This window comes from Acidobacteriota bacterium (genome assembly GCA_034211275.1).
Lineage (GTDB): Bacteria > Acidobacteriota > Thermoanaerobaculia > Multivoradales > JAHZIX01 > JAGQSE01.
In genome coordinates this window covers 6190-31172 of sequence record JAXHTF010000062.1, presented here as the reverse complement: position 1 = coordinate 31172, position 24983 = coordinate 6190, and the positions used below count along the sequence as shown (strand labels likewise).

General features: G+C 70.5%; 3 protein-coding genes. All 3 read left to right on the top strand.

Annotated elements, in window-relative coordinates; all coding sequences use genetic code 11:
- The coding region (locus SX243_11965; GenBank protein ID MDY7093677.1) for a thioesterase domain-containing protein at nt 1-1373 on the top strand (1373 nt) is incomplete at its 5' end.
- A gap of 3 nt (nt 1374-1376) precedes the next feature.
- On the top strand, nt 1377-3806 hold the full coding sequence (locus SX243_11960; GenBank protein ID MDY7093676.1) for an ABC transporter permease: 2430 nt from the start codon (nt 1377-1379) through the stop codon (nt 3804-3806).
- Nucleotides 3807-4127: 321 nt separating this feature from the next.
- Nucleotides 4128-24947, top strand: a complete 20820-nt coding sequence (locus tag SX243_11955) for a non-ribosomal peptide synthase/polyketide synthase (protein MDY7093675.1) — start codon at nt 4128-4130, stop codon at nt 24945-24947.
- Nucleotides 24948-24983 lie beyond the last annotated feature (36 nt).

Sequence of the window (24983 nt, the reverse complement as noted above, 5' to 3'; positions counted from 1 at the left end):
CGGGGTATTGGGTGGCGTCGCCGGGGAGCGATCTGTCGGAGGACGCCCTGCGCCGGGCCCTCGGGGAGGCCTTGCCGGAGTACATGGTGCCCTCGGCGCTGGCGCGTCTGGATTCGCTGCCGCGGAGCTCGACGGGGAAGATCGATCGCCGATCGCTGCCGGCGCCGGTGTGGGGGACGGGCGCCTCGGAATGCTCCGGCGGCGGCCGGGCTCCGGAGACGGAGACGGAGCGCCGGCTGGCGGCGCTGTGGTGCGAGGTCTTGGAACGGGACGAGGTGGGGGCAGACGAGGATTTCTTCGAGCTCGGCGGCCACTCCCTGAGCGCCGTTCGACTGATGAATCGGGTCGGAGAGGTCTTCCGTCCGCTACCCCTGGCGGAGCTCTTCCAGCATTCCACCGTGGCGCGCTTGGCGCAGGTGTTGGACGCGAGGCCGGAGGTGTTTGGGACCTCCTCATCTGGGGCCTCCTCATTAGGGCCTACTGTTGCCCGGGCATCCTCCGTGGTACCGCTCCAGACCGTTGGCGACGGACCGCCGGTGGTGCTGATCCACCCCGCTGGGGGCACGGTGTTCTGCTATCGCGCCCTGGCCCAGAAGCTAGGGAGCGAGGAGCTCGGGGACGAGCCCCTGGAGCTCCAACGGCCGGTCTACGGCGTGCAGGCACCGGAAGTGGAGGGAGAGCTGATCTCCTCCTTGCAAAGCGCGACCTCGTTGGAGAGCATGGCCGAGAGCTACATGGAAGCTTTGATGGAGCATCCGGACCTGGCCCCGGTGGTGCGGTCCGGAGACTGGACGCTGGGCGGCTGGTCCATGGGCGGTCTGGTGGCCTACGAGATCGCGTTGCAGCTGCACCACCGTGGGCTGCCGGTGCCGCCGCTGGCGCTGGTGGATGCCTGGGTGCGGCCGGCCCGGGGATACGCCGCCCAGGGAGATCTGGTGGACGCCTTCCTGCGGCAGCTGGGTTTGCCGCCGGAACGCCGGCAGCGGGTGGAGCGGGCGGTGGTGGGGGACATCCCGGGGGGAGAGGGCGAGGAGGTGGTGGAGGGCTTGCCTTTGGGGCGGCTGTTCACCGTTTTCCGCCATCACGCCCGGCTGTGGAAGAGCTATCGGCCGCGGCCCTGGCCGGTTGGGTTGGAGGCGGCGCAGAGCATCGTGTTGTGGCAGGCGGAGGAGATTCCGCCGGGGGTGGAGGGCCGGGCCGCTGACGGTTGGAGAGACCTGGGGCCCGGATTGTTGGAGATCCGCTCGCTGCCGGGCGATCATTTTTCTTGTCTCGAAGGGGCCGCTGCGCGGCGGCTGGTTGCGGCGTGGGCCGCTGAACCACCGCGCCGCGCAGCGATGGTGGTCCCGGAAGGTTCCCGCGAGGAGGGCTGACTCATGTCGTTGATGCAAGACCTACGCTTTGGGCTGCGGGTGCTGTCCCGCCGGCCGGCTTTGACCGCGGCGGCGGTGGCCTGCCTGGCTTTGGGCATCGCCTCGGTGACGGCGGTGTTCAGCTTTGTCGACGGCGTGCTGTTGCGCCCCCTGCCGTACCCGGATTCGGATCGGGTGGTGGTGGTGTGGAATCAATTCCTCGGCAAGGACGTGCCCAAGGCGCCGTCCTCGGGTTGGGAGTTCGAGGACCATCGGGACCACGGCCAGAGCTTCGAGGCCATCGCCGGCTTCATTCCCTGGGATTACAACCTCACCGGCAGCGGCGAGCCGGTGCGGGTGGAGGGCTGCCGGGTTTCCGCCGCCCTCTTCCCCATCCTCGGCGCTCAGACCCAGCTGGGGCGCACCTACACCCTGGAGGAAGAGGCGAATCAGGAGAAGCTGGTGGTGATCAGCCACGGTCTGTGGCAGCGGCGCTTCGCCGGTGATCCGGAGATCGTCGGTGAGACTCTCTCCCTCGACGAGGTGCCCTACGAGATCGTCGGCGTGCTGCGGCAGGATTTCCTCTTTCCCCTGGCTCAGGCGGACGTTTGGGTGCCCTTCACTCCCAATCCGGCCATCCCCCGGCGCATGCGCGGCGTGCGCATGGTGGCGCGAATCCCCTCCGAGGCCGGCCTGGAGCAGGCGCAGTCGGCGTTGGACGGTTTGGCGGAGCGCTTCCGTCAGGAGCATCCGGATCTCTACCCCGAGGAGGCGGGCTTCGGCATTCTGGCGGTGCCGGTGCGGGAGGAGATCCTGGGAGACGTGCGCCCGCTGCTCCTGGCGCTGCAGGGGGCGGTGGCGTTGGTCCTGCTCATCGCTTGCGCCAACGTCGCCAATCTGCTGCTAGCCCAGAGCGCCGCCCGCAGCCGCGAGATGGCTCTGCGCACCGCCCTGGGAGCGGGACCGGGGAAGCTCATGCGCCAGCTGCTGGTGGAGAGCCTGGTGCTCTCTCTTCCCGCTGGGGCTTTGGGGCTGGCGCTGGCCTGGGTGGGCGCGAAGATTCTGGTGGCCTACGGGCCGGGGGACGTGCCCCGGCTGCAGGAAGTGACGGTGGATCTGCGGGTGGCGGGTTTCGCCCTGGCTTTGACGGTGATTACCGGGGTGATCTGCGGCTTGGTACCGGCGCTCAAGGCGTGCCGCCCGGAGCTGGTGGAAACCCTCAAGGAGGGCGGCAAGACCGCCGACACCGGCTCCGGCCGCAACTGGTTGCGCAGCGGTCTGGTGGTGGCGGAGATCGCCCTGGCGGTGACGGTGCTCATCGGCACCGGACTGACGCTGCGTAGCCTGCAGCACATGATGGCCACGGATCCGGGTTTCCGCGTCGACAATCTGTTGACGGTGCAGCTGGAGCTCTCGGGCTCGAAGTATCGCCGGTCGCCGGAGCGGCTGGGCTTTTACACCTCGCTGCTGGAAGAGCTGGAGGCGCTACCGGGAGTGCAGGCGGTGGGTTTGAGCTCTGCCCTGCCGCCGGCGCACCGCCTGGTGGGGGGCATCCCGACGGTGGAGAATCGGGTGGTGGACTCGGGCACCCAGGACAGCGTGGTGCGCTATGGCTCGATCAACCCGGACTATTTCGACGCTCTCGACATCAGCGTGCTCCAGGGGCGTGCCTTCGACAGCCGGGACGGCTTCGAGGATCTCAAAGTGGTGATCATCGATTCGGCGCTGGCGGAACGCTACTGGCCCGGCCAGAGCCCACTGGGCCGGCGGCTGTCCCTCCCCGGCATCGAGCCCGACGGCACCTGGCGTACGGTGGTGGGAGTGGTTTCCCAGGTGCGGGATCAGGGCCTCGGCACCGACATCACCGAGCATCTATACGTGCCCTATTCGCAGCTGCCGCTGGGGGCCATGGGGGTCGCGCTGCGCACCGCCGGAGACCCCATGGCCGGGGTCGAGGCCCTGCGCTCGGCGGTTTGGGAGGTGGATCCAGCGCAGCCCCTGGCGGAAGTCCAGCCCATGGAGCAGCGCCTCGCTTCGACCCTCGCCCAGCCGCGGTTCAACACATTCCTCTTCTCCCTCTTCGGCATTGTTGCGCTGCTGCTGGCGGCCATCGGCGTCTACGGCGTGATGGCCTACACGGTGTCCCAGCGGCGCCAGGAGATCGGCATGCGCATGGCCCTGGGGGCCTTGGCCAAGGATGTGGTCTCCCTGATCACTTACCGGGCTCTGGGACTGGCGGCGGCGGGCATTGCCGTCGGCCTGGTTCTTTCCTGGCTCCTTGCCCAGGCGCTGGACAGCTTCCTCGAGGGCCTCACCTACGGTGTCGGCACCGGCGACCTGTTGACCTTCTTGGCGGTGCCGTTGGTGCTCGCCGGCCTGGCGTTGCTGGCAGCCTACCTACCGGCGCGCCGAGCTACGCGCATCGATCCGCTGGTGGCGCTGCGGCACGAGTGACGGCAGTTGCCTTCGCCGGTGTCTTGATGCTGCGGGTGTGCTTCAGGGGTTGCGTGATCACGGTCTTTTGAAGACGACTCGCGAAATTTGTCATCAGTCCTATAATTAGTTTCTTGGCCTAATTCCTCCGGGCGGCGACCCCGGATTCTGCTTTTGGCGTTCCAGGGGCTCCCTCGGAAGACCGCGCTGGCAGGTCTCATGCTCGGGCGGACTGTGCCGCCTTGGGCTCCCTTCGGCATGCCTTCGATAGGTAGGCGTTGGCAGGAGACTGCCGGAAGATGAATGCTGGCACAGGAGTGCCGGCGGGAGAGGGCATTCTCAATGCACGAGGACCGACCAACCTCCAAGACCGTGGGCGGGCGGCAGCAGCCGCCGGACAAGCTGCGCGAACGGCTGCGGCGAGCCCGCGCCCGGCTGTCAACGACCGGCACCATCGATGCCCACCCCCGCCATCCCGGGGAGACCATGCCTCTCTCCCTCGCTCAGGAGCGGCTGTGGTTCCTCGATCAGCTCCTGCCGGGCACCGCGCTTTTCCTCCTCTGCCGCTCCCAGCGCCTCCAGGGCAGTCTCGACGTCGGGGCTCTGGAGCTGGCCTTGCGCCGCCTCCTGGAGCGCCACGAGATCCTGCGCACCGCCTTCGTCGCCGAGGAGGGGACTCCGCGCCAGCGGCCCCGGAGCCTGGAAGAGCTGGACGCCGAGCTGGGGTTGCCGGTGGTCGACCTCCGGGGGCTCCCCGAGGACGCGCGGGAGGTGGAACGGCGGCGGATCGAAGGCCGGGAGGCCCGGCGGCCCATGGACCCTCGGCGGGCGCCGCTGCTGCGGTGGCGGCTGCTGCGCCTGGGGCCGCGGGATCACGTCCTGCTCTTCACCCTGCATCACCTGGTCTTCGACGGCTGGTCGTTCTCCGTGCTCTTCCACGACCTGGCGGCCTGCTACCGAAGCGAGAGCTGCGGTGAGCCGGGGCTCGAGCCGCTGCCCATCCAATTCGCGGACTTCGCCCGCTGGGAGCGCCAGGAAGTGGGGAGCCCGCAGCTGCAGGAGGTGGGGAGCCAGCAGCTGAATGGCCAGCGACCCGGCCAGCGAATCGAGGAGGGCGCCGGGGCCGAGGAGCTGGCCTGGTGGGTGCGGCGGTTGGAGGGCTTGGAGCCTTTGGAGTTGCCCGCTGACCGGCCCCGCAGCGCCGAGCGCGGTCTCGACGCCGGTCAGCTGGCGGTGGCGCTGCCGCGAGATCTGGTGCAGCGGCTGGAGGAGCGGGGAGCGCAGAACGGCGCCAGCCTGTTCATGGAGCTGCTCGCCGCCTGGACCGCGGTCTTGATGCAGTGGGCCGGGCGCTCCGATGTGGCGGTGGGAACGCCGGTGGCGGGGCGGGGCCGGCGGGAGCTGGAGAAGCTGGTGGGCTTCTTCGTCAACACCGTGGTGCTGCGCTGCGACGGCGGTGGCGATCCGAGCCTGGACGAGCTTTTGGAGCGCTGCCGGGAGGTGACTCTAGAGAGCCTGGCCCGGGCCGAGGTGCCCTTCGCCCGGGTGGTGCAGGCGGTGGCGCCGGAGCGCGGCCTGGGGCACGCGCCTCTCTACCAGGTCACGCTTTCTCTCGAGAATACGTCTCCCCGGAGCACGGGTTTGCAGCTTCCCGGCGTCGAGGCGGCGCCGCTGGAAGTAGTGCCCCGGGGGCTTACGGATCAAGATCTGACCCTTGCTCTCCAGCCCGGCGTTCTCCAGTCTGGCGTTCTCCAGTCTGGCGCTCTCCAGTCTGGGGATGGGAGGGTGGGGCTGACGGGAGCCCTGCTCTACCGCCGGGATCTTTTCGATTCCACCACCGTCCTGCGCCTGTTGGGGCATTGGCGGCGGGTGCTGGAAAGCCTGGTCGATGAGCCCGATCTGCGGCTCTCGCAGCTTTCTCTGCTCACCTCCGGCGAGCATCACCAGCTGCTGTGGGAGTGGGCTTCCGGCGCTGGCCGAGGCCTCGAAGCTCGGGCGGAGCAGACCGTCCTCCACCGGGTGCTGGCGCAGGCTCGGCAGCAGCCGGAGGCCGTGGCGGTGGTGGGAGCGGACGGAACGACGCTGAGCTATGGAGAGCTGGAGGAACGATCCCGGTGTTGGGGAGCCTGGCTGCGCCGCCGAGCGGTGCACCCGGGCGTGCCGGTGGCTCTTTGCCTGGGGCGTTCGGAGGCCTTGGCGGTGGCGGCGCTGGCGGTGTGGCGGGCCGGCGGCGCCTATCTGCCCATGGATCCGAGCCACCCGCCCCAACGCCTGGCGTTCATGGCCGCGGATGCCGGCGCAAGCCTGGCGCTGGTGGAGCCGGCGGCGTCGCCGGAGCTGCGGTCGGCGCTGGCGGAGTCGGGGGTGGCAGCGGCGGCAATAGACGCCTATGAGCCGCCGGCGGGGATGGGCGATCCGGCCCTACCCCTCCAGGTGCCCCAACCCGAGTCGCGCCCTGAGCCTCGAGATCCGGCCTACCTCATCTACACCTCCGGCTCCACCGGTCGTCCCAAGGGCACCCTCTTGACCCACGGCGGGCTGGAGGCCTTGGTGGCTTGGCACGGCGAAGCCCACGGCGTGGGGCCGGAGTCCCGCTGCACTCTGCTGGCGGGAACCGGTTTCGACGCCTCGGTGTGGGAGCTGTGGTCCGCCTTGGGGTTGGGGGCGAGCCTGGCGGTGGTGCCTCCGGAGACGGCGGCGTCGCCGCAGTGCCTGGCGGAGCTGTTCCGGCGTCGGCGCATCACCCACACCTTCCTGCCCACGCCGCTGGCGGAGGCGCTGCTGGACGAGCTGGTCGCCGAGGCGGCGCCGCCGCTTTCCGAGTCCGGGGAGCCCCTGGTGGTGCTCACCGGCGGTGATCGCCTACGCCGCCGCCCGGCCGCCGGAGCTCCCCTGCGGCTGGTCAACCACTACGGCCCGACGGAGGCGACGGTGGTGGCGACCTGGGGGACGGTGGCTCCGGAAGCCGGCTCGTCGAGCTCCTTGCTCCCGACCATCGGACGTCCTCTGCCGGCGCTGGAGGCTCGGGTGGTGGGTTTGGGGCTGGAGCTTTTGCCCGTGGGCGTGCCCGGCGAGTTGGTGCTCGGCGGCGCCGGCCTGGCCCTGGGCTATCTTCGCCGGCCCGCCGCCACCGCCGCCGCCTTCGTCCCCGACCCCTGGGCGCTAGAGCCCGGCGCACGGATCTACCGTACCGGCGACCGGGTGCGCTGGACGCCGGTGGGGGAGCTGGAATTCCTCGGCCGGGGGGACGATCAGGTCAAGGTGCGGGGTTTCCGCATCGAGCTGGGGGAGATCGAGGCGGCACTGGCGGCGTTGCCGCAGGTGACGGCGGCGGCGGTGCTGGCGCAGCGGGGGCCAGCGGGGGTGCAGTTGGTGGCCTACGTATGCCCTCGGGACGACGTTTTGGACCGGGCGGAGCTGGAACGCTCGCTAGCCGAGGGGCTGCCGGAGTACATGGTGCCCACCGCCTGGGTGCCGCTGGAGGAGATGCCCCTCACCGCCAACGGCAAGATCGATCGGAGGCGTCTGGCAGCCCTCGAAGCTCCGAGGGCCGAGCCTGCATCCCGCCAGCCTCTGGGGATCTGGGAGGAGCTGGTGGCGGCCTGCTTCCAGCAGCTGCTGGAGGTCGACGCGGTCCACGCCGACGATGACTTCTTCGCCCTGGGCGGCCACTCGCTCCTCGCCACCCGCTTGGTCGCGCGCGTCGCCGAGGCGACGGGGGCAATCCTGACTCTGGAGGACCTCTTCCGAGCACCGACGGTGGCGGGACTGGCGGCGATCCTGGAGCGAGAGCAGCAGTCCGGCGACGCCGCGGTGGCGGACCGCCCCCAGCCGGACATCCGGGTCGTGCCTCGTACCGTCGACAGCCTTCCGATGACCCTGCCGGCGTCGCCGGCGCAGCACAGCCTGTGGCTGGCGGAGCAGCTGGAGGAGGGGTCGGCGGCCTACGCAGTGCCCTTGGCGGTTGAGTTGCGGGGAAGGTTGGACGTGCGGCGGTTGGTGGCGTCGCTGGAAGCGGCGGTGCGGCGCCACGAGACCTTGAGGACGACCCTGCGCCTGGAGGCCGGGGTGCCCGGAGGGATGCCCGTGCAGGAGATTCATCCCCCCGCACCGGTGGTCCTGCCTTGCCTCGATCTGCAAGGCCTGGGGGCCGAGGCCGCGGTGCATGCCCAGGAGCTGGCGGAGGCTTGGGTGCGGCGGCCCTGGGATCTGCGCCGGGGGCCGCTGTGGCGCGGGCTGCTCCTGCGCCGTGGCGGCGTGGACTCTCCGGCGGATCACCTGCTGGTGCTCAGCCTGCACCACATCATCGCCGACGGCTGGTCGGTGGGGGTGTTGTTGGACGAGCTGGGCCGAGGCTACGGCTCGGGAAGCTCGGCGGCGGCGCTCCCCGACCTGCCGATGCAATTCGCCGACTTCGCCGCCTGGCAGCAGCGGCGCCTGGAACTGGCCGCCGGGGAAGCCTCGGCGGCGGAGCTGGCCTGGTGGCGCGAGGAGTTGGAAGGGATCGAGGTTCTGGAGCTGCCGGCGGATCGCCCGCGGCCGCCCCGCCACTCGGTGGCCGGGGCCCGCTGGCCGGTGCGCTACGGCCCGCGGGTCACCGGCGCCCTCCAAGGCCTCGCGGACCGCGCGGGGGGCACTCTTTTCCTGGCGGTGCTGGCGGTGCTCCAGGGCTGGCTCTATCGTCTCACCGGTTGCATGGACTTCGCCGTCGGCAGCCCGGAGGCGGGCAGAGATCTGGCGGGGGTGGAAGGCCTCATCGGCTATTTCGTTCACCTGCTGGTACTGCGCGGCCGGATCTCCGGGGAAGAGTCGCTGGAGCAGCGCCTGGCCTCGGCGCGGGAGCGCATGGTCCGCGCCTATGGTCACCGTCACACGCCCTTCCATCGGCTGGTGGAGGAGCTGTCGGAGGATCGGGACGCGGCTCACACACCGCTCTTCCAGGTGCTCTTGGCGATGGACGGCGGCGCTCCGGCGGAACGAACTTGGGGTGATGGGGATCGCCTCCTGGAGGTCCGGCCGGTGGCGGTGGAGACGGGGATCTCGAAGTTCGACCTCAGCCTCGCCCTCAGCCGCCGGGGGGATGAGCTGGTGGGGCATTGGGTGTACTCCACGGCCCTCTTCGACCGCACCACCATTCAGCGGTGGGCGGTGTCCTGGGGGCGATGGGCGCTGGCGGCGGCGGACGGCGAGGCTCTGGACCGCATCCTGCTGCTCGCTCCCGCCGAGGCGCATCAGCTCTTGGTGGAGTGGAATCGGGGCCGGGAAGAGTATCTCTCCAACGGTCTCGCCGGTGAGTCGGCCTTCGAGCTGGTCGCCGCCGCTGGGATGGAGACTCCGGAGGCTCCGGCGCTGGTCTTCGAAGGGGAGAGCTACTCCTACGCCGAGCTGCTGGAGGGGGCACGCACCCTGGCCGGTGAGCTTCGCCGGCTGGGGGTCGGTGCGGATCGCTTGGTGGCGGTGTGCGCCGAGCGCTCCCCGGTGCAGGTGATGGCCCTGCTGGCGGTGCTGGCAGCCGGCGGCGGCTACCTGCCGCTGGATCCGGAGCTGCCGGCGGAGCGTCTCGAGCTGATGATCCGGGATAGCGCTCCGGTCCTGGCGCTGGCGGATGGCCGGGGCCGGGGGCTGCTGGCGGAGATCTCGCGCGGTGATGGGGGGCTGACGCTTCCGATCCTGGCACTGGAGGAGTGGGACTTCGGCCAGCGCCGAGAAGGCCGGGAAGAGGGGGTCCCGCCGGGCTTGCCCAGGGCTTGCCCGCTGGGGCTTGCCTACGTGATCTACACCTCCGGTTCCACCGGCCGGCCCAAGGGCGTGATGATCTCCCACGGCGCTCTGGCCAATCGCCTGCGCTACGCCCGGGCGCTGGACTTCCGCTCCGACGACGCCTTCCTGCACAAGACGACGCTGGCCTTCGACGTCTCGGTGCTGGAGATCTTCGGTCCTTTGGTTGCCGGGGGTCGGGTGGTGATGGCTCGGCCCGGTGGCCAGCAGGACGCGGAGTATTTGACCCGGCTCATCGCCGACCAGGGAGTCACCCAGGCGTCCTTTCCTCCGACCCTCTTGGAGGCTTTGTTGGCCAGTCCCCGGGTGGAGGAGATGGGCACCCTGCGCACCGTCATCACCGGCGGTGAGACGGTCTCGGCGGATCTTCCCGGCCGCTTCTACCCGCGCCTCGACGCCGATCTGCTCAACCGCTACGGACCCACCGAGACCACCGTCTCCGTCACCTCCTGGCGCTGCCGGCGCCGCGGGGAGAAGCCGTTGCCCATCGGCCGGGCCACCGCCGGCACCCGGCTCTACGTGCTCGATGCGGGGCTGCGGCCGCTGCCACAGGGAGCGGTGGGGGAGCTCTGCCTGGGCGGTCCCGGGGTCGCCCGCGGCTACTCGGGGAGACCGGCCGACAGCGCCGGGGTCTTCGTGCCGGATCCTTTCTCCAGCCAGCCGGGAAGCCGGATGTACCGCAGCGGCGATCTGGTGCGCTGGCGCCACGACGGTGCCCTGGAGTTCGTCGGTCGCGCCGACGGGCAGGTCAAGGTGCGAGGCTTCCGCATCGAGCTCGGGGAGGTGGAGGCGGCGCTGCGCGGGCTGCCGGCGGTGGGGGATGCGGTGGTGGTGCCCCAGGGGGCGGGAGCCCGGCGCCGGCTGGTGGCCTTCATCGTTCCGCTGGTGGAGGGCCCACCGGCGTCCGGGGGCCGGCCCTTCGAGGGGGACGGATGGGCCGAGACCCTCCGCGCTCGGTTGCCGGAGTACATGGTGCCGTCGGCGCTGGTGACCCTGGAGGCTTTCCCCCTCACTCCCAGCGGCAAGGTGGATCGCCGGGCTCTCTCCCGGCGGGCTCCGGAGCCGGAGGCGGCGCCCTACCGGCCACCGGTCACGGATCTCGAATGCCGCTTGGCAGCGGCCTGGCGAGAGGTCTTGGGGCTGCCCCGGGTAGGCCTCGACGACGACTTCTTCGACCTCGGCGGGCATTCCCTGCTGGCCACCCGATTGGTGTCCCGGCTGCGGGAGCTGCTGAGGATGGAGCTGCCCCTGCGGGCCCTGTTCGAGGCTCGGACAGTGGCGCGGCTGGCGGCGCACATAGAGGCTTTGGAGGCCTCTCCGGAGAGGGCGGAGGGGGCCGGCGAGGAGGAGCTGCGGCCTCGGCCCCCGGGGGAAGATGCTCCCCTCTCCTTCGCCCAGGAGCGGCTGTGGTTTCTCGACCGCTTGGATCCCGGCAGCACCGCCTACACCCTGCGCGGCGCTCTGCGGCTGGGGGCCGCCGTCAACGCCGGCCGCCTGGCCGCGGCTTTGGGACGGGTGGCGGTCCGCCAGGAGTCGCTGCGGACAGTGTTTTTGGAGCGACGGGGAGCTACGAAGGAGGTTGGGGACGGGGCCGTGCAGCGCGTGCTGCCGGCGCCGCGGGTGTGGAGGCCGCTGCCGCTGGTGGATCTGCGCCGGCTTCCGGAAGCAGGGCGCCGCCGCGAGTTGGTGCGGCTGGCGGACGCCGATGCCGCCCGTCCCTTCGATCTCGGCCGGGGGCCGCTGTGGCGCTTCGTTCTGGTGCGTCTTCAGGGCGGCCCCGGCGGGGAAGGCGAGAGCCACCGGCATACGCTGCTGGTGACCCACCATCACATCGTTTCCGACGGCTGGTCGAATCGGGTGCTGGCCCGGGAGCTTGACGCTTGCTACGGAGCGCTGGAGCGGGGAGAAGAGCCGGCGCTGCCACCGCTGCCGATCCAATATGGCGACTTCGCCGCCTGGCAGCGCCGCTGGGCAGCGGGGCCGGCGCTGCAACGCCAGCGGGAATATTGGCGCCGGGAGCTCGCCGGTGCCGAGGTCCTCGGCCTGCCCACCGACCGACCCCGGCCGCCGGTGCAGTCGCTGCGCGGGGCGGACCTGGTGAGCGAGCTCGACGAGTCGCTGACCGAGGGTCTGGAGGAGCTGGCGCGGAGCTGCGACGGCACCCTCTTCATGGTTCTCCTGGCTGCCCTGCAGGGAGTCCTGGCGCGGTATGGCGCGGCCCGGGAGGTCACCGCCGGCACCTTCATCGCCGGTCGCAACCGCCGGGCGCTGGAGCCCCTCATCGGCTTCTTCATCAACCACCTGGCCCTGCGCACGGACCTGTCCGGAGACCCGCCGGTCCGGGAGCTGTTGGGACGGGTGCGAGACGTCACCCTCGGAGCCTACGCCCATCAAGACCTGCCCTTCGAGCGGGTCATCGAGGCGGTGGGGCCGCCGCGGGACCCCTCCCGAACCCCGATCTTCCAGGTGGCGCTGCTGCTACAGAATCTGCCCACCGTACCGCCGGGGGCCCTCGAGGCGAGATGGGAACGCCTGGAGGAAGGAGCGGAGCGTTCGGAGTTCGACCTCACTCTGGTGGCCGGCCGGCCCGACGGAGCCGCTGGGGAACGACCCCGCGGGGGGCTGAAGCTGCGGCTGATCTACTCCGCCGAGCTCTTCGACCCCAGCACCGCCCGGCGGCTACTGGAGGGGTTGCGGCGCTGGCTGGCGTCGGCGGTGGAGGAGCCGCAGCAGCGGCTATCCCGGTTGCCTCTCCTCTCCGCTTCGGAGGAGCATCAGCTTCTGTGGGAGTGGGCAGCGGGGGGGGCGCGGGAGGAACTCGCTGCAGGAGCCGAAGAGACGAGCCTCCACGGCCTGGTCTTCGCCGCCGCGGCGCGGGCTCCGGCGGCGACGGCGGTGGCCTGGCCCGACGGCCAACCGGCGCTGACCTACGGCGAGCTGGCTCGCCGGGCCACGGCCTTGGCCCGGCGTCTCGAAGCCTCGGGGGAGATCAGCCCCGACACCATCGTGGGCCTTTGCATCGGGCCGCGACCGGAGCTATCGGTGGCGATGCTGGGCGTCCTCGAGGCCGGAGCGGCCTATCTACCGCTGGATCCCACCTATCCCCCGGAGCGCCTGCGGCTGATGCTCGAGGATTCCGCAGCGGCGGCGGTGTTGTGCACGGCGGACCAGGAGGATGACTTGGACCGTCTGACCTCGTTGCCACGGTGGGTCGTAGCCCTGGACGGTGGGGACGAGGATGGCCAGCCGCGGAATGGCGCTCGCCCCGTCCATCCCCGGCAGCTCGCCTACATCATCTACACCTCCGGCTCCACCGGTCGTCCCAAGGGGGTGGCGGTGGACCAGGCCAATATCTCCCGCTATGCGCGGGCGGCGGCGGCGCTGCATGGTCTGAGCCCTGAGGACCGTTCACTGCAGCTGGCCTCCATCTGCTTCGATGCCAGCGCCGAGGAGATTTGGCCCTGCCTGATCACGGGGGCGACGCTGGTGCTGCGGGGGCCCGTCATCCTCGACTCGCCGGCGGCGTTTCTCGAGGCCTGCACCGGTGCCGGCCTCACCGTGGTGGACATCCCCACGGCCTTTTGGCAGGAGCTGATCCTGGCGCTGGAGGAGCAGCCGTCGCTGCGGCTGCCGCCGGCGTTGCGGCTGGTGATCATCGGCGGCGAGGCGGCGCGGCCGGATTCGGTGGAGCGCTGGCGGCGAGTGGCGGGGGCTTCGGTCGGTCTGCTCAACACCTACGGTCCCACCGAGACGACGGTGGTGGCCAGCACTTGGAGGGGCGGGGCCTTGCCGGCGGGGCAGCCGGTGCCCATCGGCGAGCCGCTGGTGGGAACCCGAGTCTTCGTCACCGACGCCTACCAGCTCCTGGTGCCGGAGGGAGCCCTAGGAGAGCTACTCATCGGCGGCGACGGCGTGTCCCGAGGTTATCTGGGCCGTCCGCGGCTGACGGCGGAGCGCTTCGTACCCAATCCCTGGCCGGATTCGAGCTGTGGCGAACGCGGTGGCCGGCTCTACCGCAGCGGCGACCTGGTGCGCTGGCGCCGCGGCGGCGTGCTCGAATATCTGGGACGGATCGACCGCCAGATCAAGGTGCGGGGCTTCCGGGTGGAACCGGGGGAGATCGAGGCGGCGTTAGCGGACCATCCGGGAGTGTCTGGCGCTGCGGTGGACGTCGACTCGGCGGGCCGGTTGGTGGCGTGGCTGGTTCCCGTCGCCACCGCGCCCCTGTCGACGGACGAGCTGCGGAGCTGGTTGTCCGCGAGGATGCCGGAGCATCTGGTGCCGAGCTTCTTCGTACCTCTGGAGCACTTCCCCTTGACCCGCTCGGGGAAGGTGGATCGGAGGGCGCTGCCGGCGCCGGCGACGGTGGAGCCGGAGGGGCAGCGGTCGCGGCCACCGGCCAATCCCCTGGAAGAGCTTCTGGTGGATTTGTGGGGCGAGGTCTTGGAGCTGGACACCGCCGGCGTCGACGATGACTTCTTCGCCGTCGGCGGCCATTCGTTGCTGGCCACCCGCGTGGTGAGCCGGCTGCGTCGGCGGCTGGAGGTGGAGCTGCCGCTGCGCCAGCTCTTCGAGACGCCGACGCCGGCGCGGCTGGCGCCGGTGCTGGCGGAGCTCCTGGCGGAGGAGCCGGCGGGAGACTCTTTGGAAGAAGCTCCGGCCTTGGTTCCGGTTTCCCGGGATCAGCCCCTGGAGCTCTCCTTCGCCCAGCAGCGGCTGTGGTTTCTGGATCGCTTCGAACCCGGCGCGGCCTACAACATTCCGGCGGCGGTACGGCTGCGGGGAGAGCTCGCACCGCGGGCGCTGTCCCGGGCCCTCACCGCCATCGTCGGCCGCCACGAGAGCCTGCGGACGGTGTTCTACCAGGAGGAGCAGGATTCAGGCTCCGGCGGCGCGTCGGAGGATCCGGGGCGGCCTCTGCAGAGGATCCTGGAACCGGTGGTGGTAGTGCCTCCGCTGGTGGATCTGACGAGGCTGGCGCCGGATGGTCGGGAGCGGGAGCTGCAGCGCTTGGCCCTCAGCGAGACGCGGCGGCCCTTCCGCCTCACCCGCGGCCCCCTCTATCGCTTTCTGGTCTTCCGGCTGGGGACTCAACACCACGCCTTCCTCTTCGACTTTCACCACTCCATCGCCGATGGCTGGTCGGTGGGAATCTTCTTGCGTGAGCTGGAGGTGCTCTACGCGGCGTCCCTCGAAGGAGATCCGCCGCACTTTCTACCGCTCCAGCCGCTCCCGCCGCTACCGGTGCAATATGCCGACTTCGCCGCCTGGCAGCGGCGCTGGCTGAGCGGTTCCGTGCTCGAGGAGCAACTCGCCTTCTGGCGCCGTCAGCTGGAAGGGGTGCCGGTGCTGGAGCTGCCCACGGATCGGTCGCGACCGCTGCGGCGGAACCAGCGTGGCGGTGGCGCGCGGCTGGAGCTGTCGGCGGAGACGACGGCGGCGGTGCACGCCCTGGCCCGGAACCTGGGAGCGACGCCCTTCATGGTTCTGCTGGCGGCGTTCTATGGCTTGTTGGCGCGGCTCTCGGGGCAGCGGGATCTGGCGGTGGGAACCCCCATCGCCTGCCGCACCCGGGAGGAGCTGGAAGGGCTGGTGGGCTTCTTCGCCAACACCCTGGTGCTGCGGGCGGATCTGTCGTCGTCTCCTTCGCTGGAAGAGATGATCCTCGCCGTGCGCCGTCAGTCCCTGGGAGCCTACGCTCACCAGGAGGTGCCCTTCGAGAAACTGGTGGAGGAGCTGGCGCCGCGGCGGGATCTGGTGCACACACCGCTCTTCCAGGTGATGTTCATTCTGCAGAACGCCTCTACCCGCCGGTTGCGGCTGGCAGGGCTCGAGACGGAGCGCCTGCCGCTGCGCGCCACCACCGCCAAATTCGACCTGACCTTCGCCCTCCAGGAACGGGACGACCACATCGAGGGGGCGGTGGAATACGACGCCGACCTTTTCCACCGCAGTACTGTCCAGCGCTTTGCGCGCCTCTACGAAGGGCTGCTGGCGGCGGCGCTGGAGGAGCCGGGGCGTTCGCTCTTGAAGCTGTCCTGGTTGGGAGCGGCGGAGCGGCAGCAGCTGCTCATCGAATGGCAAGGTGCTCCAGCTCCGATGCCGGACCGCCAGGGCGAGACGCTGGACCAGCTCTTCGCCGAATGGGTCCGCCGCTGGCCGGAGGAGTCGGCGCTGGCGGCGGCGGCGGAGACGCTGTCTTACAGTGAGCTGGAGCGCCGGTCGGCGAGCCTGGCTCGCAAGCTGAGAGGCCGCGGAGTCGGGCCGGACGTGGTGGTGGGGCTGTGCCTGGAGCGCTCGCCGCGGGCGCTAGTGGCGATGCTGGCGGTGCTGCGGGCCGGCGGCTGCTATTTGCCGCTGGATCCTTCCTATCCCCCGGAGCGGCTGGCCTTCATGGTGCGGGACTCCGGGGCGATCCTGGTGCTGGTGGAGGAGGCGACGGTGTCGCTGATGCCCGAGGAGGTTCCTCGGCTGTTGGCCGCTACGATGGAGGAGAGCGGCTCGACGGAGGAGACTTCTCCTCAGGTTCTGGAAGGCGCCTTGGAGTCCGGGTGCCGGCCGGAGAACCTGGCCTATCTGATCTACACCTCCGGCTCCACGGGCCGGCCCAAGGGAGTGGCCATGCCCCATGGGCCGCTGGTCAACCTGCTGGATTGGCAGCTGCGCCGCTCTTTGGGCGATCGTGCTCGCGGCAGCAGGACGCTGCAATTCGTGCCGCTGAGCTTCGACGTTCATTTCCAGGAGGTCTTTGCCACCTGGGGGTGCGGTGGCACGGTGGTGCTGGTGCCCGAGGAAGCACGGCGGGATGGAGCCCTGTTGCTGCGGGAGCTGGAAGAGCAACGAGTGAATCGGCTGTTTCTGCCCTTCGTGGCGCTCCAGATGCTCGCCGAGGTGGCTCGAGAAACGGGGAAGGGGGCGCCCAGCAGCCTGTGGGAGGTGGTCACCGCCGGTGAGCAACTGCAGGCGACGGATGCCGTGCGCGCCTTCTTCGCCCGCCGTGATGCTCAGGAACCGGCGAGCCTGGAGAATCAATACGGTCCCTCCGAATGTCACGCGGTCACCGGGCTGCGGCTGGGGGCAGATTCGGCTTTGTGGCCGGCCCTGCCGTCCATCGGTTGGCCGGTGGACGGCTGTATCCCGCGGGTGCTCGATGGGATGGGAGCGATCACTCCCATCGGGGTTCCGGGGGAGCTCTTCGTCGGTGGTCTGCTGCCGGCCCGGGGCTATCACCGCCGGCCTCGCCGCACCGCCGAGGCGTTCGGCCCCGATCCCTATGCCAAGACTCCCGGGGCGCGTCTCTACCGCACCGGCGATCTGGTCCGTTGGCTCCCCGACGGCACCCTGGATTTCCTCGGCCGTCGGGACGCCCAGGTGAAGGTGCGGGGCTACCGCATCGAGACCGGTGAGGTGGAGGCGGCCCTGACGGCCCAGCCGGCGGTGCGGGAGGCCGCGGTGGTGGTGCAGGACGGCCCGGCGGGCAAGCGGCTGGTGGCCTGGGCGGTGGTCTCGGAAGAGAGCGCTGGAGCCGGGGAGGCACTGGCAGAAGAACTGCTGGCGGCTCTGCGCCAGCGGCTGCTGGAGCCCATGGTGCCGTCGGCGGTGGGCTTCTTGGCGGAGCTTCCGCGCACTCCCAGCGGCAAGGTGGCGCGGCGGAAGCTGGCGGAGCGGGAGCTGGACCGGGAGGCGGCTGAGGGGCGGCCGCCCCGGGGCCCGCTGGAGGAGCTCATCGCCGGTCAGTGGGCGCAGCTCTTGGGGCGGACGGCGATCACCGCGGAGGATGATTTCTTCGCCCTCGGCGGCCACTCGCTGCTGGCCACCCGGGCGGCGACGCGGCTGGGGCAGGCGCTGGGGGTGGAGGTGCCGGTGCGGGCGCTCTTCGAGGCTCCGACGGTGGCTCGCCTGGCGGTGTGGGCGGAGGCGGCGCTGGCGGCAGAGGAGCGGGTGGCACCGCTGCCGCCTCTCGTCGGCTGTCAGGGTCCCGGCGATGCGCCGGCTTCCTACGGCCAGCGCCGGATGTGGTTCCTCCATCGACTGGACCCTGAAAGCCCGGCCTACAATGTGCCGACTCAGCTGTGCCTTCGGGGAGCTCTGGCGGTGGCGGTGCTGGCCCGAGCACTGGGCGAGCTGGTGCGCCGCCACGGCAGTCTGCGCACGGTCTTCGTGCCCATGGCCGACGCCGAGATGGAGGGGGCGGAGGACGTAGCGCAGAGGGTCCTGGAACCGCCGCCGGAAGGCTGGGCTGCGAACCTGCCGGTGGTGGATCTGGGGGCTCTCGGGCCGGTGGTGGCCGAGGAGGAGGCCCGGCGGTTGGCGCGTCGGGAGGTGACCCGCCCCTTCGACCTGGAGCGCGGTCCGGTGACCCGCTGGCTGCTGCTCCGGCGGTGGGATCCGAGCTCGGCGGAGCCGGTGCACGACCTCCTTCTCGATCAGCATCACATCATCTCTGACGCCTGGTCCGTGGGCTTGGTGTTGAAGGAGCTGGCGAGCCTATACAACGCCTTCCGCCGTGATGAGCCGTCGCCGCTCAGGGCGCTGTCGGTGGACTATGCCGCCTACGCCCGATGGCAGCGCGAGGCTTTGGGTGGAGAGGCGCTGGAACGGCGGCTGGAGCCCTGGCGTCGGCGGCTGGCGGGAGCGCCGGTGCTGGAGCTTCCCACGGACCGGCCACGACCGTCGGTGCGGAGCCAGCACGGGGCCGCATTGCGCTGGTGGCTGGCGCCGGCGGTGGTCGAGGGATTGGAGTCTCTCGCCCAGCGCTCCGGCGCGACCCTCTACATGGTTCTGTTGGCGGGCTTCCAGGCGCTGCTGGGCCGGCTCACGGGGCAGCAGGATCTCACCGTGGGGACGCCGGTGGCGGGGCGGACGGTGCCGGAGGTGGAGCCCCTCCTGGGCTTCTTCGTCAACACCCTGGTGCTGCGGGCGAATCTCGGCCCGGAGCCTGCAACCGATCCATCGGCAGGGCCCTCGGGGCCGGGCTTCGAAGAGCTGATCCAGCGCACCCGCGGCGAGACCCTCGACGCCTTCGCCGGCCAGGAGGTGCCCTTCGAGCGATTGGTGGAAGAGCTGGTTCCGCGGCGGGATCTGGCCTTCACCCCGCTCTTCCAGGCCTTGTTCGCGCTGCAAACCGCTGCCCAGGAGCTTCCCCGGCTCGATGGCTTGGCGACCTCCTGGGGCATCGGGGAGAGCGGTGCGGCGGTGGCTCGCTTCGACCTCAGCTGCATCTTCTGGCGCAGCCCTACCCCTGGGGACGAGAGGCTGGCAGGGTTGCTGGAATACAGCACCGATCTCTTCGACGCCACCACCGTGCAGCGCTTCGCGACGAGCTTCGGGAGGTTGCTGACAGCGGCGGTGGCGGAGCCGGGACTTTCCATCGAGCGGCTGCCGCTGCTGTCTTCGGCCCAGGTGCATCAGCTGCGGGTGGAGTGGAACGACACCGCCAGCCGCTATCCCCGGGAAGGCGATCTCATCGCCGAGCTGCACCGGGTGGCCCAGCGCCAGCCCGAGGCATCGGCGCTGGAGACCGCTGCTGTCGCCGGGCCGAAGCGGGTGATCTCCTACGGCACCCTGCGAGCTTCGGCCAATGCCTTGGCCCATCGACTGCGCTCCTTGGGAGTTGGCGCAGGGGGCGGTGCCGAAGCGCCGGTAGCGCTGCTGCTGGAGCGCTCGCCGGAGGCGATTCTGGCCATCCTGGCGACGGTGGAGGCGGGGGGCGTCTACGTGCCGCTGGATCCAGGCTATCCGCCGGAGCGGCTGGGCTGGTTGCTCGGGGACGTGGCGCCGGCGGTGATCCTCACCGGTTCGGCGGAGGAATCTCCGGCAGAGAAGCTGGGCTGGAGCGGTCCGGTGATCGAGCTCGATGTCGCCACCTGCTGGTCACCGTCGGTGCCGATTCGTCCGCTGCCCGCCGCGGCCCCGGAGCAGCTCGCCTACATCACCTACACCTCCGGCTCTACCGGCCGGCCCAAGGGCGTCGCAGTGACCCGCCGCGGGGTGTTGCGGCTGGCGGTGGATCCGGACTTCCTGGAGCTCGGTCCGGGCCAGAGCGTCCTGCAGCTCGCCCCTCTGCCCTTCGACGCCACTACCGCCGAGGTGTGGTGCGCTCTACTCCACGGGGCTCGGCTGGTGCTGGCGCCGGCGGAGACGCTGAGCTTGGAGCAGCTGGGGAGCCTGATCGAGGACGAAAGGGTGGACACGCTGTGGCTCACGGCGGGCCTCTTCCATCAGATGATCGACGCGGTGCCGGAGCGCTTGACGGGTTTGCGGCAGTTGCTGGCGGGGGGCGACGTGGTTTCCCCGGCTCACGTGCGGCGAACGCTGGAGAAGCTACCGGAGTGCCGCATCCGGAATTGCTACGGCCCGACGGAGAACACCACCTTCACCACCACCGCCGCCATCTGCGGACCCGCCGATCTGCGGGAGACGGTGCCCATCGGCCGGCCGGTGGTGGATACGGGCGTACGGATTCTGGACCGGGCCCTGGAGCCGGCGCCGCCGGGGGTGGTGGGGGAGCTGTGGGCGACGGGGGACGGTCTGGCCCGGGGCTACCATCGCCGTCCGGGGTTGACGGCGAGCCGATTCCTGCCTCTGCCGGACTCGGGGTCGTCGGGGGCCGGTGGTGGCGAGCGTATGTACCGCACCGGCGATCTGGCGCGGTGGCTGCCGGACGGCCGCCTGGAGTTTTTGGGACGCCGGGACGGCCAGGTGAAGATCCGCGGCTTCCGGATCGAGCTCGGGGAGGTGGAGGCGGCGCTGCTTCAGCATCCGGCGGTGGTTTCGGCGGTGGTCTTGGCTGTGGGCTCCGGCGCCGACGACAAGCGGCTGGTGGCCTTCGTAGTGCCTTCGGGGTCGGTGCCTTCCGAGGGTTCGGGCGCAGCCGCCGAGCTGCTGGAATTCCTCCGCGGCAGGCTCCCCGCCTACCTGGTGCCGGCGCTCTGCGCCTTCCTCGACGAGCTGCCCCTCACCGCCCATGACAAGGTGGATCGTCGAGCGCTGCTCCAGCGGGCCGAGGAGCTGGGGCGGGAGACCGCCGGGTCCGAATACCGGGCGCCGGCTTCGGTCCTGGAGGCTCGGCTGGTGGATCTCTTCGCCAGCGTTCTGAATCTTCCGGCGGTGGGGGTGGACGACGACTTCTTCGAGCTCGGCGGCCACTCCCTGTTGGCGACCCGGCTGGTCTCCCGAGCGCGGGTGGTGTTGGGAATCGACTTGCCCCTCACCGCGGTCTTCCACGCGCCGACGGTGGCACAGCTGGCGGAGGTCTTGGACCGGGAAGAGAAGCCGGAGGACGATATTCCGCCGTTGATCCCGGAGGCTGACCCCAACGCTCCGGCACCGCTCTCCTTCGCCCAGCAACGAATGTGGTTCCTGCACCAGCTGGAGCCCCAGAGCACCGCCTGGGGTCTGCCGGTGGCGGTGCGGTTGCGGGGGGACGAAGACCGGGGGGCCTTGGATCTACGGGCCATGGGACTCGCCTGGGGCGAGCTGGAGCGCCGGCAGCAGGTCTTGCGCACGATCTTCCCGGTGGTGGACGGGGAGCCGGTGCAGGAGCTCCAGCCGGCGCGGCGCTGGGGCTTGCCGTCGCTGGTGGATCTCGCGGGGCTGCCACAGCCGGTGCGGGAGGATCTGGCCGCCGGCCTGGTGAAGCGCCTGCTGTCGATTCCCTTCGACCTTTCCCGGGGGCCCGTGTGGCACGCGCTGCTCGTGGGGTTAGGGCCGGAGGAGCATCTGCTGGCGGTCACCCAGCATCACATCATCACCGACGGTTGGTCGCTGAGCCTGTTGTTGTCACAGCTGGGCGAGCTCTACGGGAGCTTTGCGCGGGAGCGGCAGGTACCCGAGCCCGTCGAGCCCTTCGAGCCCGTCGTCCAGTACCGGGACTTCGCTCGCTGGCAGCGGGGCTGGTTGCAGGGTGAGGCGCTGGAACGGCGTCTCTCCTTCTGGCGCCGCCGGCTGGCGGATCCGCCGGTGCTGGAGCTACCCATGGACCGCAGCCGGCCGGCGGTGCGCAGCTCGGCGGGTGCGGTGCATCGACTGCGCCTGGGGGCGGGACTGGTGGAGAGGCTGGAGAGCCTCGGTCGGCGGCGGGGGGCGACCCTCTTCATGGTCCTGCTGAGCGGCTTCCAAGTCTTGCTGGCCCGGCTGTCCGGGCAGCAGGACTTCACCGTTGGCACTCCCGTGGCAGGCCGGGACCGCCGGGAGCTGGAGGAGCTTCTGGGGCTGCTCGTCGATACTGCGGTGATCCGCGCCGACATGGGTGAGGCTCCCACCCTGGAGTCGGTGGTGGAGCGCGTCAAGGTGCAGGTTCTGGAGGCTTTCGAGCATCAGGATCTTCCCTTCGAACGCCTGTTGGAGGAGCTGGCTCCAGAGCGAGACCTGGCCCATACGCCGCTCTTCCAGGTGCTCTTCATCTTGCAGAACGCGGTGGCGACTCACGGTCGCAGGCCCGCCTGGGCCGGTCTCGAAGCGGCGCCGTCGGGGGCTATCCTGGACGTCAACTCGGCGGTGCAGGATCTGACGGTGGTGTGGGTGCCCCGGAAAAATGGTCTGGAGGGTAGCTTCGAGTACAGCACCGCTCTTTTCGACGCCACCACCGTGGCTCGATGGGGTTGGGCCTACCGGCGAGTTCTCGAGGTGATGGTGGAGGATCCGTCGAGGCCGGTGGCGGAGGTGTGCTGGATGAGTCCTGGGCAACGCCATCAGCTGACGGTGGAGTGGAACGACACGGCGTCAGCCTCTCCCGAACTCTTGCCGCGACGCTTCCGCAGCGTGGCGGCGCGTCATCCCGAGCGCGCAGCGTTGTGGGCTGGAGACCGGTCTCTGAGCTATGGCGAGCTTGACGAGAGGGCCGCTCATTGGGCTCGGGAGCTACGAGCTCGGGGGCTGACTCGGGGTGCGAAGGTGGCAGTGCTGGGCCTGCGCACGCCGGAGCTGGTGGCTTCCTTGTTGGGGGTCTTGGAGGCGGGAGCCGCCTATCTGCCGCTGGATCCCGACTTCCCCGTCCGGCGCCTGGCCTGGATGGTGGAGGATGGGGGGCCGGAGCTGGTGCTGGTGGATCCGTCTTTGGAAGAGCTGTTGGACGAGATCGTGGCGGCGGCGGGCGCTGGGGATCTGCCGCGAGTCAGCCTCGGAGGAGGGGCTGCGAGGCCCCCGACGAGGTCCGAGCTGTGCTCTGAGGATCTGACCGGCGAAGGCTTGGATGGCGAGGATCTGGTTGGCGAGGATCTGGCCTACATTCTCTACACTTCCGGCTCCACCGGCCGTCCCAAGGGGGTGGAGGTTCGGCACGGCGGATTGGCCAATCTTCTGGCGACCATGGCCCGGCGCCCGGGGCTGGCCCCGGGGGAACGGCTGCTGGCGGTGACCACGCTGTCCTTCGATATCGCGGCCCTCGAGCTCTTCCTGCCCCTGTGGCAGGGGGGAGAAGTGGTACTGGCGACGCGGGAGGACGCGGTGGATCCGCGGCGACTGTCCAATCTGGTGCAAGACTTCGATGTCGATGTGCTGCAGGCGACGCCGTCCACATGGCGCATGCTGACCTCCTCGGGCTGGCCGGGCCGGTCGAGGCGCTCAGGCGAATCAGGCCTGCGAGCCTGGGCCGGTGGTGAGGCTTTGCCGCCGGAGCTGATGGAGGAGTTGACGGAGCGCTGCGACGAGGTGTGGAACGTCTACGGGCCCACCGAGACCACCATCTGGTCGACGGCGGAAGCCATCGGGCCGGAGAGCCTGGGCTGTGGCCGGGTCTCCGTCGGGCGGCCCGTCGCCAATACGCAGGTCTTGATCGCCGATGGACGGTTGCAGCCGGTACCTCTCGGCGTGACCGGTGAGCTCTTTCTGGGAGGAGCCGGCGTCACCCGAGGATACCGGGGCCGGGGAGATCTCACCGCGGAGCGTTTCGTTCCCGCACCGGATGCGCTGGCGGCCGGGAAACCGGGAGCCCGGCTGTACCGCACCGGCGACCTGGCCCGCTGGCTTCCCGACGGCCGGCTGGACTTCCTCGGCCGGCGGGATCAACAGGTCAAGGTGCGGGGCTATCGCATCGAGCTGGGGGAGATCGAGGCGGCGTTGGAGGCTTGTGAGGAAATCTCCCAGGCAGCGGTGGTGGTGCACGGTGCCGGTAGCGATGGGCAGCTGGTGGCCTATGCCGTGGCCGACGCCGAGCAGGCCCCGCCGTCCCCATCGGCGCTCCTCGAGCGGGTGGCCGAGGCCCTGCCGACCTACATGGTGCCGGCGCGGCTGGTGTGGTGGGAGGCGCTGCCCACCACCCCCAACGGCAAGGTCGACCGCAGACTCCTGAGCCGCCAGCCCCTGGACCTGGACGAACCCATGCCGGAGGCCAAGCAGCCGCCGCGGGATCGCATCGAGGCGGTGGTCGCCGGTGCTTTCGAGAAGGTGCTGGAGATCCGGCCGGTGGGGGTGAACGACGACTTCTTCCGCATGGGGGGACATTCGCTGTTAGCGGTCCGCTTGCTCTCGATGATCGAGGCGGAGCTAGGCCGGGAGATCCCCATGGCGGAGCTCTTCCGCCACTCGACGGTGGAGGGCTTGGCGCTCTGGCTGCGGCGCGAGCTGCCGGCGACGGAGCCGACGCTGGTGCCCCTGGCGTCCGGTGGAGTGGGAGTGCCGATCTTCCTGGTGCATCCGGTGGGCGGCACCGTGCTGTGTTACGCCGAGCTGGCGCGCCACCTTGGAGAGCGACATCCGGTGTTCGGCTTGCAGGCCCGGGGATTGGACGGTGAGGAGCCGCCGCGGGATCGCGTCGAAACCATGGCTGAGGCGTATTTGGACGAGGTGTTGGCGGTAGCGCCGGAAGGGCCGTGGGTGTTCGGTGGCTGGTCCATGGGTGGCGCCGTCGCCTGGGAGATGGCTGCGCAGCTGGTCCGGCGCGGCCGCCAGCCCGGCCCGGTGGTGTTGTTGGACAGCCGCATCGCCGAGGAGGACGAACCGGTGCCGACCCTAGAGGAGGTGGACCGCGCCCTGCTGGCTCATCTGCTGCAGAGCGCGACCAGTCTGCCGGAGGGGGCGGGGTCCGCGGGTCTCGAGGAAGGCTCCCGTGAACAGCGGCTGGAGCGATTGTTGGAGGCGGCACGGCAGGGCGGCGCCTTTCCTCCCGATGTGGACCGGCGGCGGGTGGCCTTGTTGACGCAGGCCATGGGGCGGCACCTGGAAGCCCTCTACCGCTATCGCCCGCAGCCGCAAGAACTGGAGGCCTGGCTATTGCGGGCCACGGCCCCGCCGCCGCCGGGCACGCCGGATCATGGCGATCTCTGGCGGCAAATCGCTCGCAAGGGGTTCCATGAGGTGCAGGTTTCGGGAGACCATTTCTCCATCCTGCGGGGAGACTCGGCGGTACGCATTGCCCGGGAGCTGTTGGAGAGGCTGGCGCGTTGACTCGTGCGTTGATTAGCGCCGTGGTGCTGAAGAACC

Bases quoted from the DNA above. Each gene is read 5' to 3' on its own strand.
- SX243_11960 (MDY7093676.1), top strand. From the start codon at position 1,377: ATGTCGTTGATGCAAGACCTACGCTTTGGGCTGCGGGTGCTGTCCCGC.
- SX243_11955 (MDY7093675.1), top strand. From the start codon at position 4,128: ATGCACGAGGACCGACCAACCTCCAAGACCGTGGGCGGGCGGCAGCAG.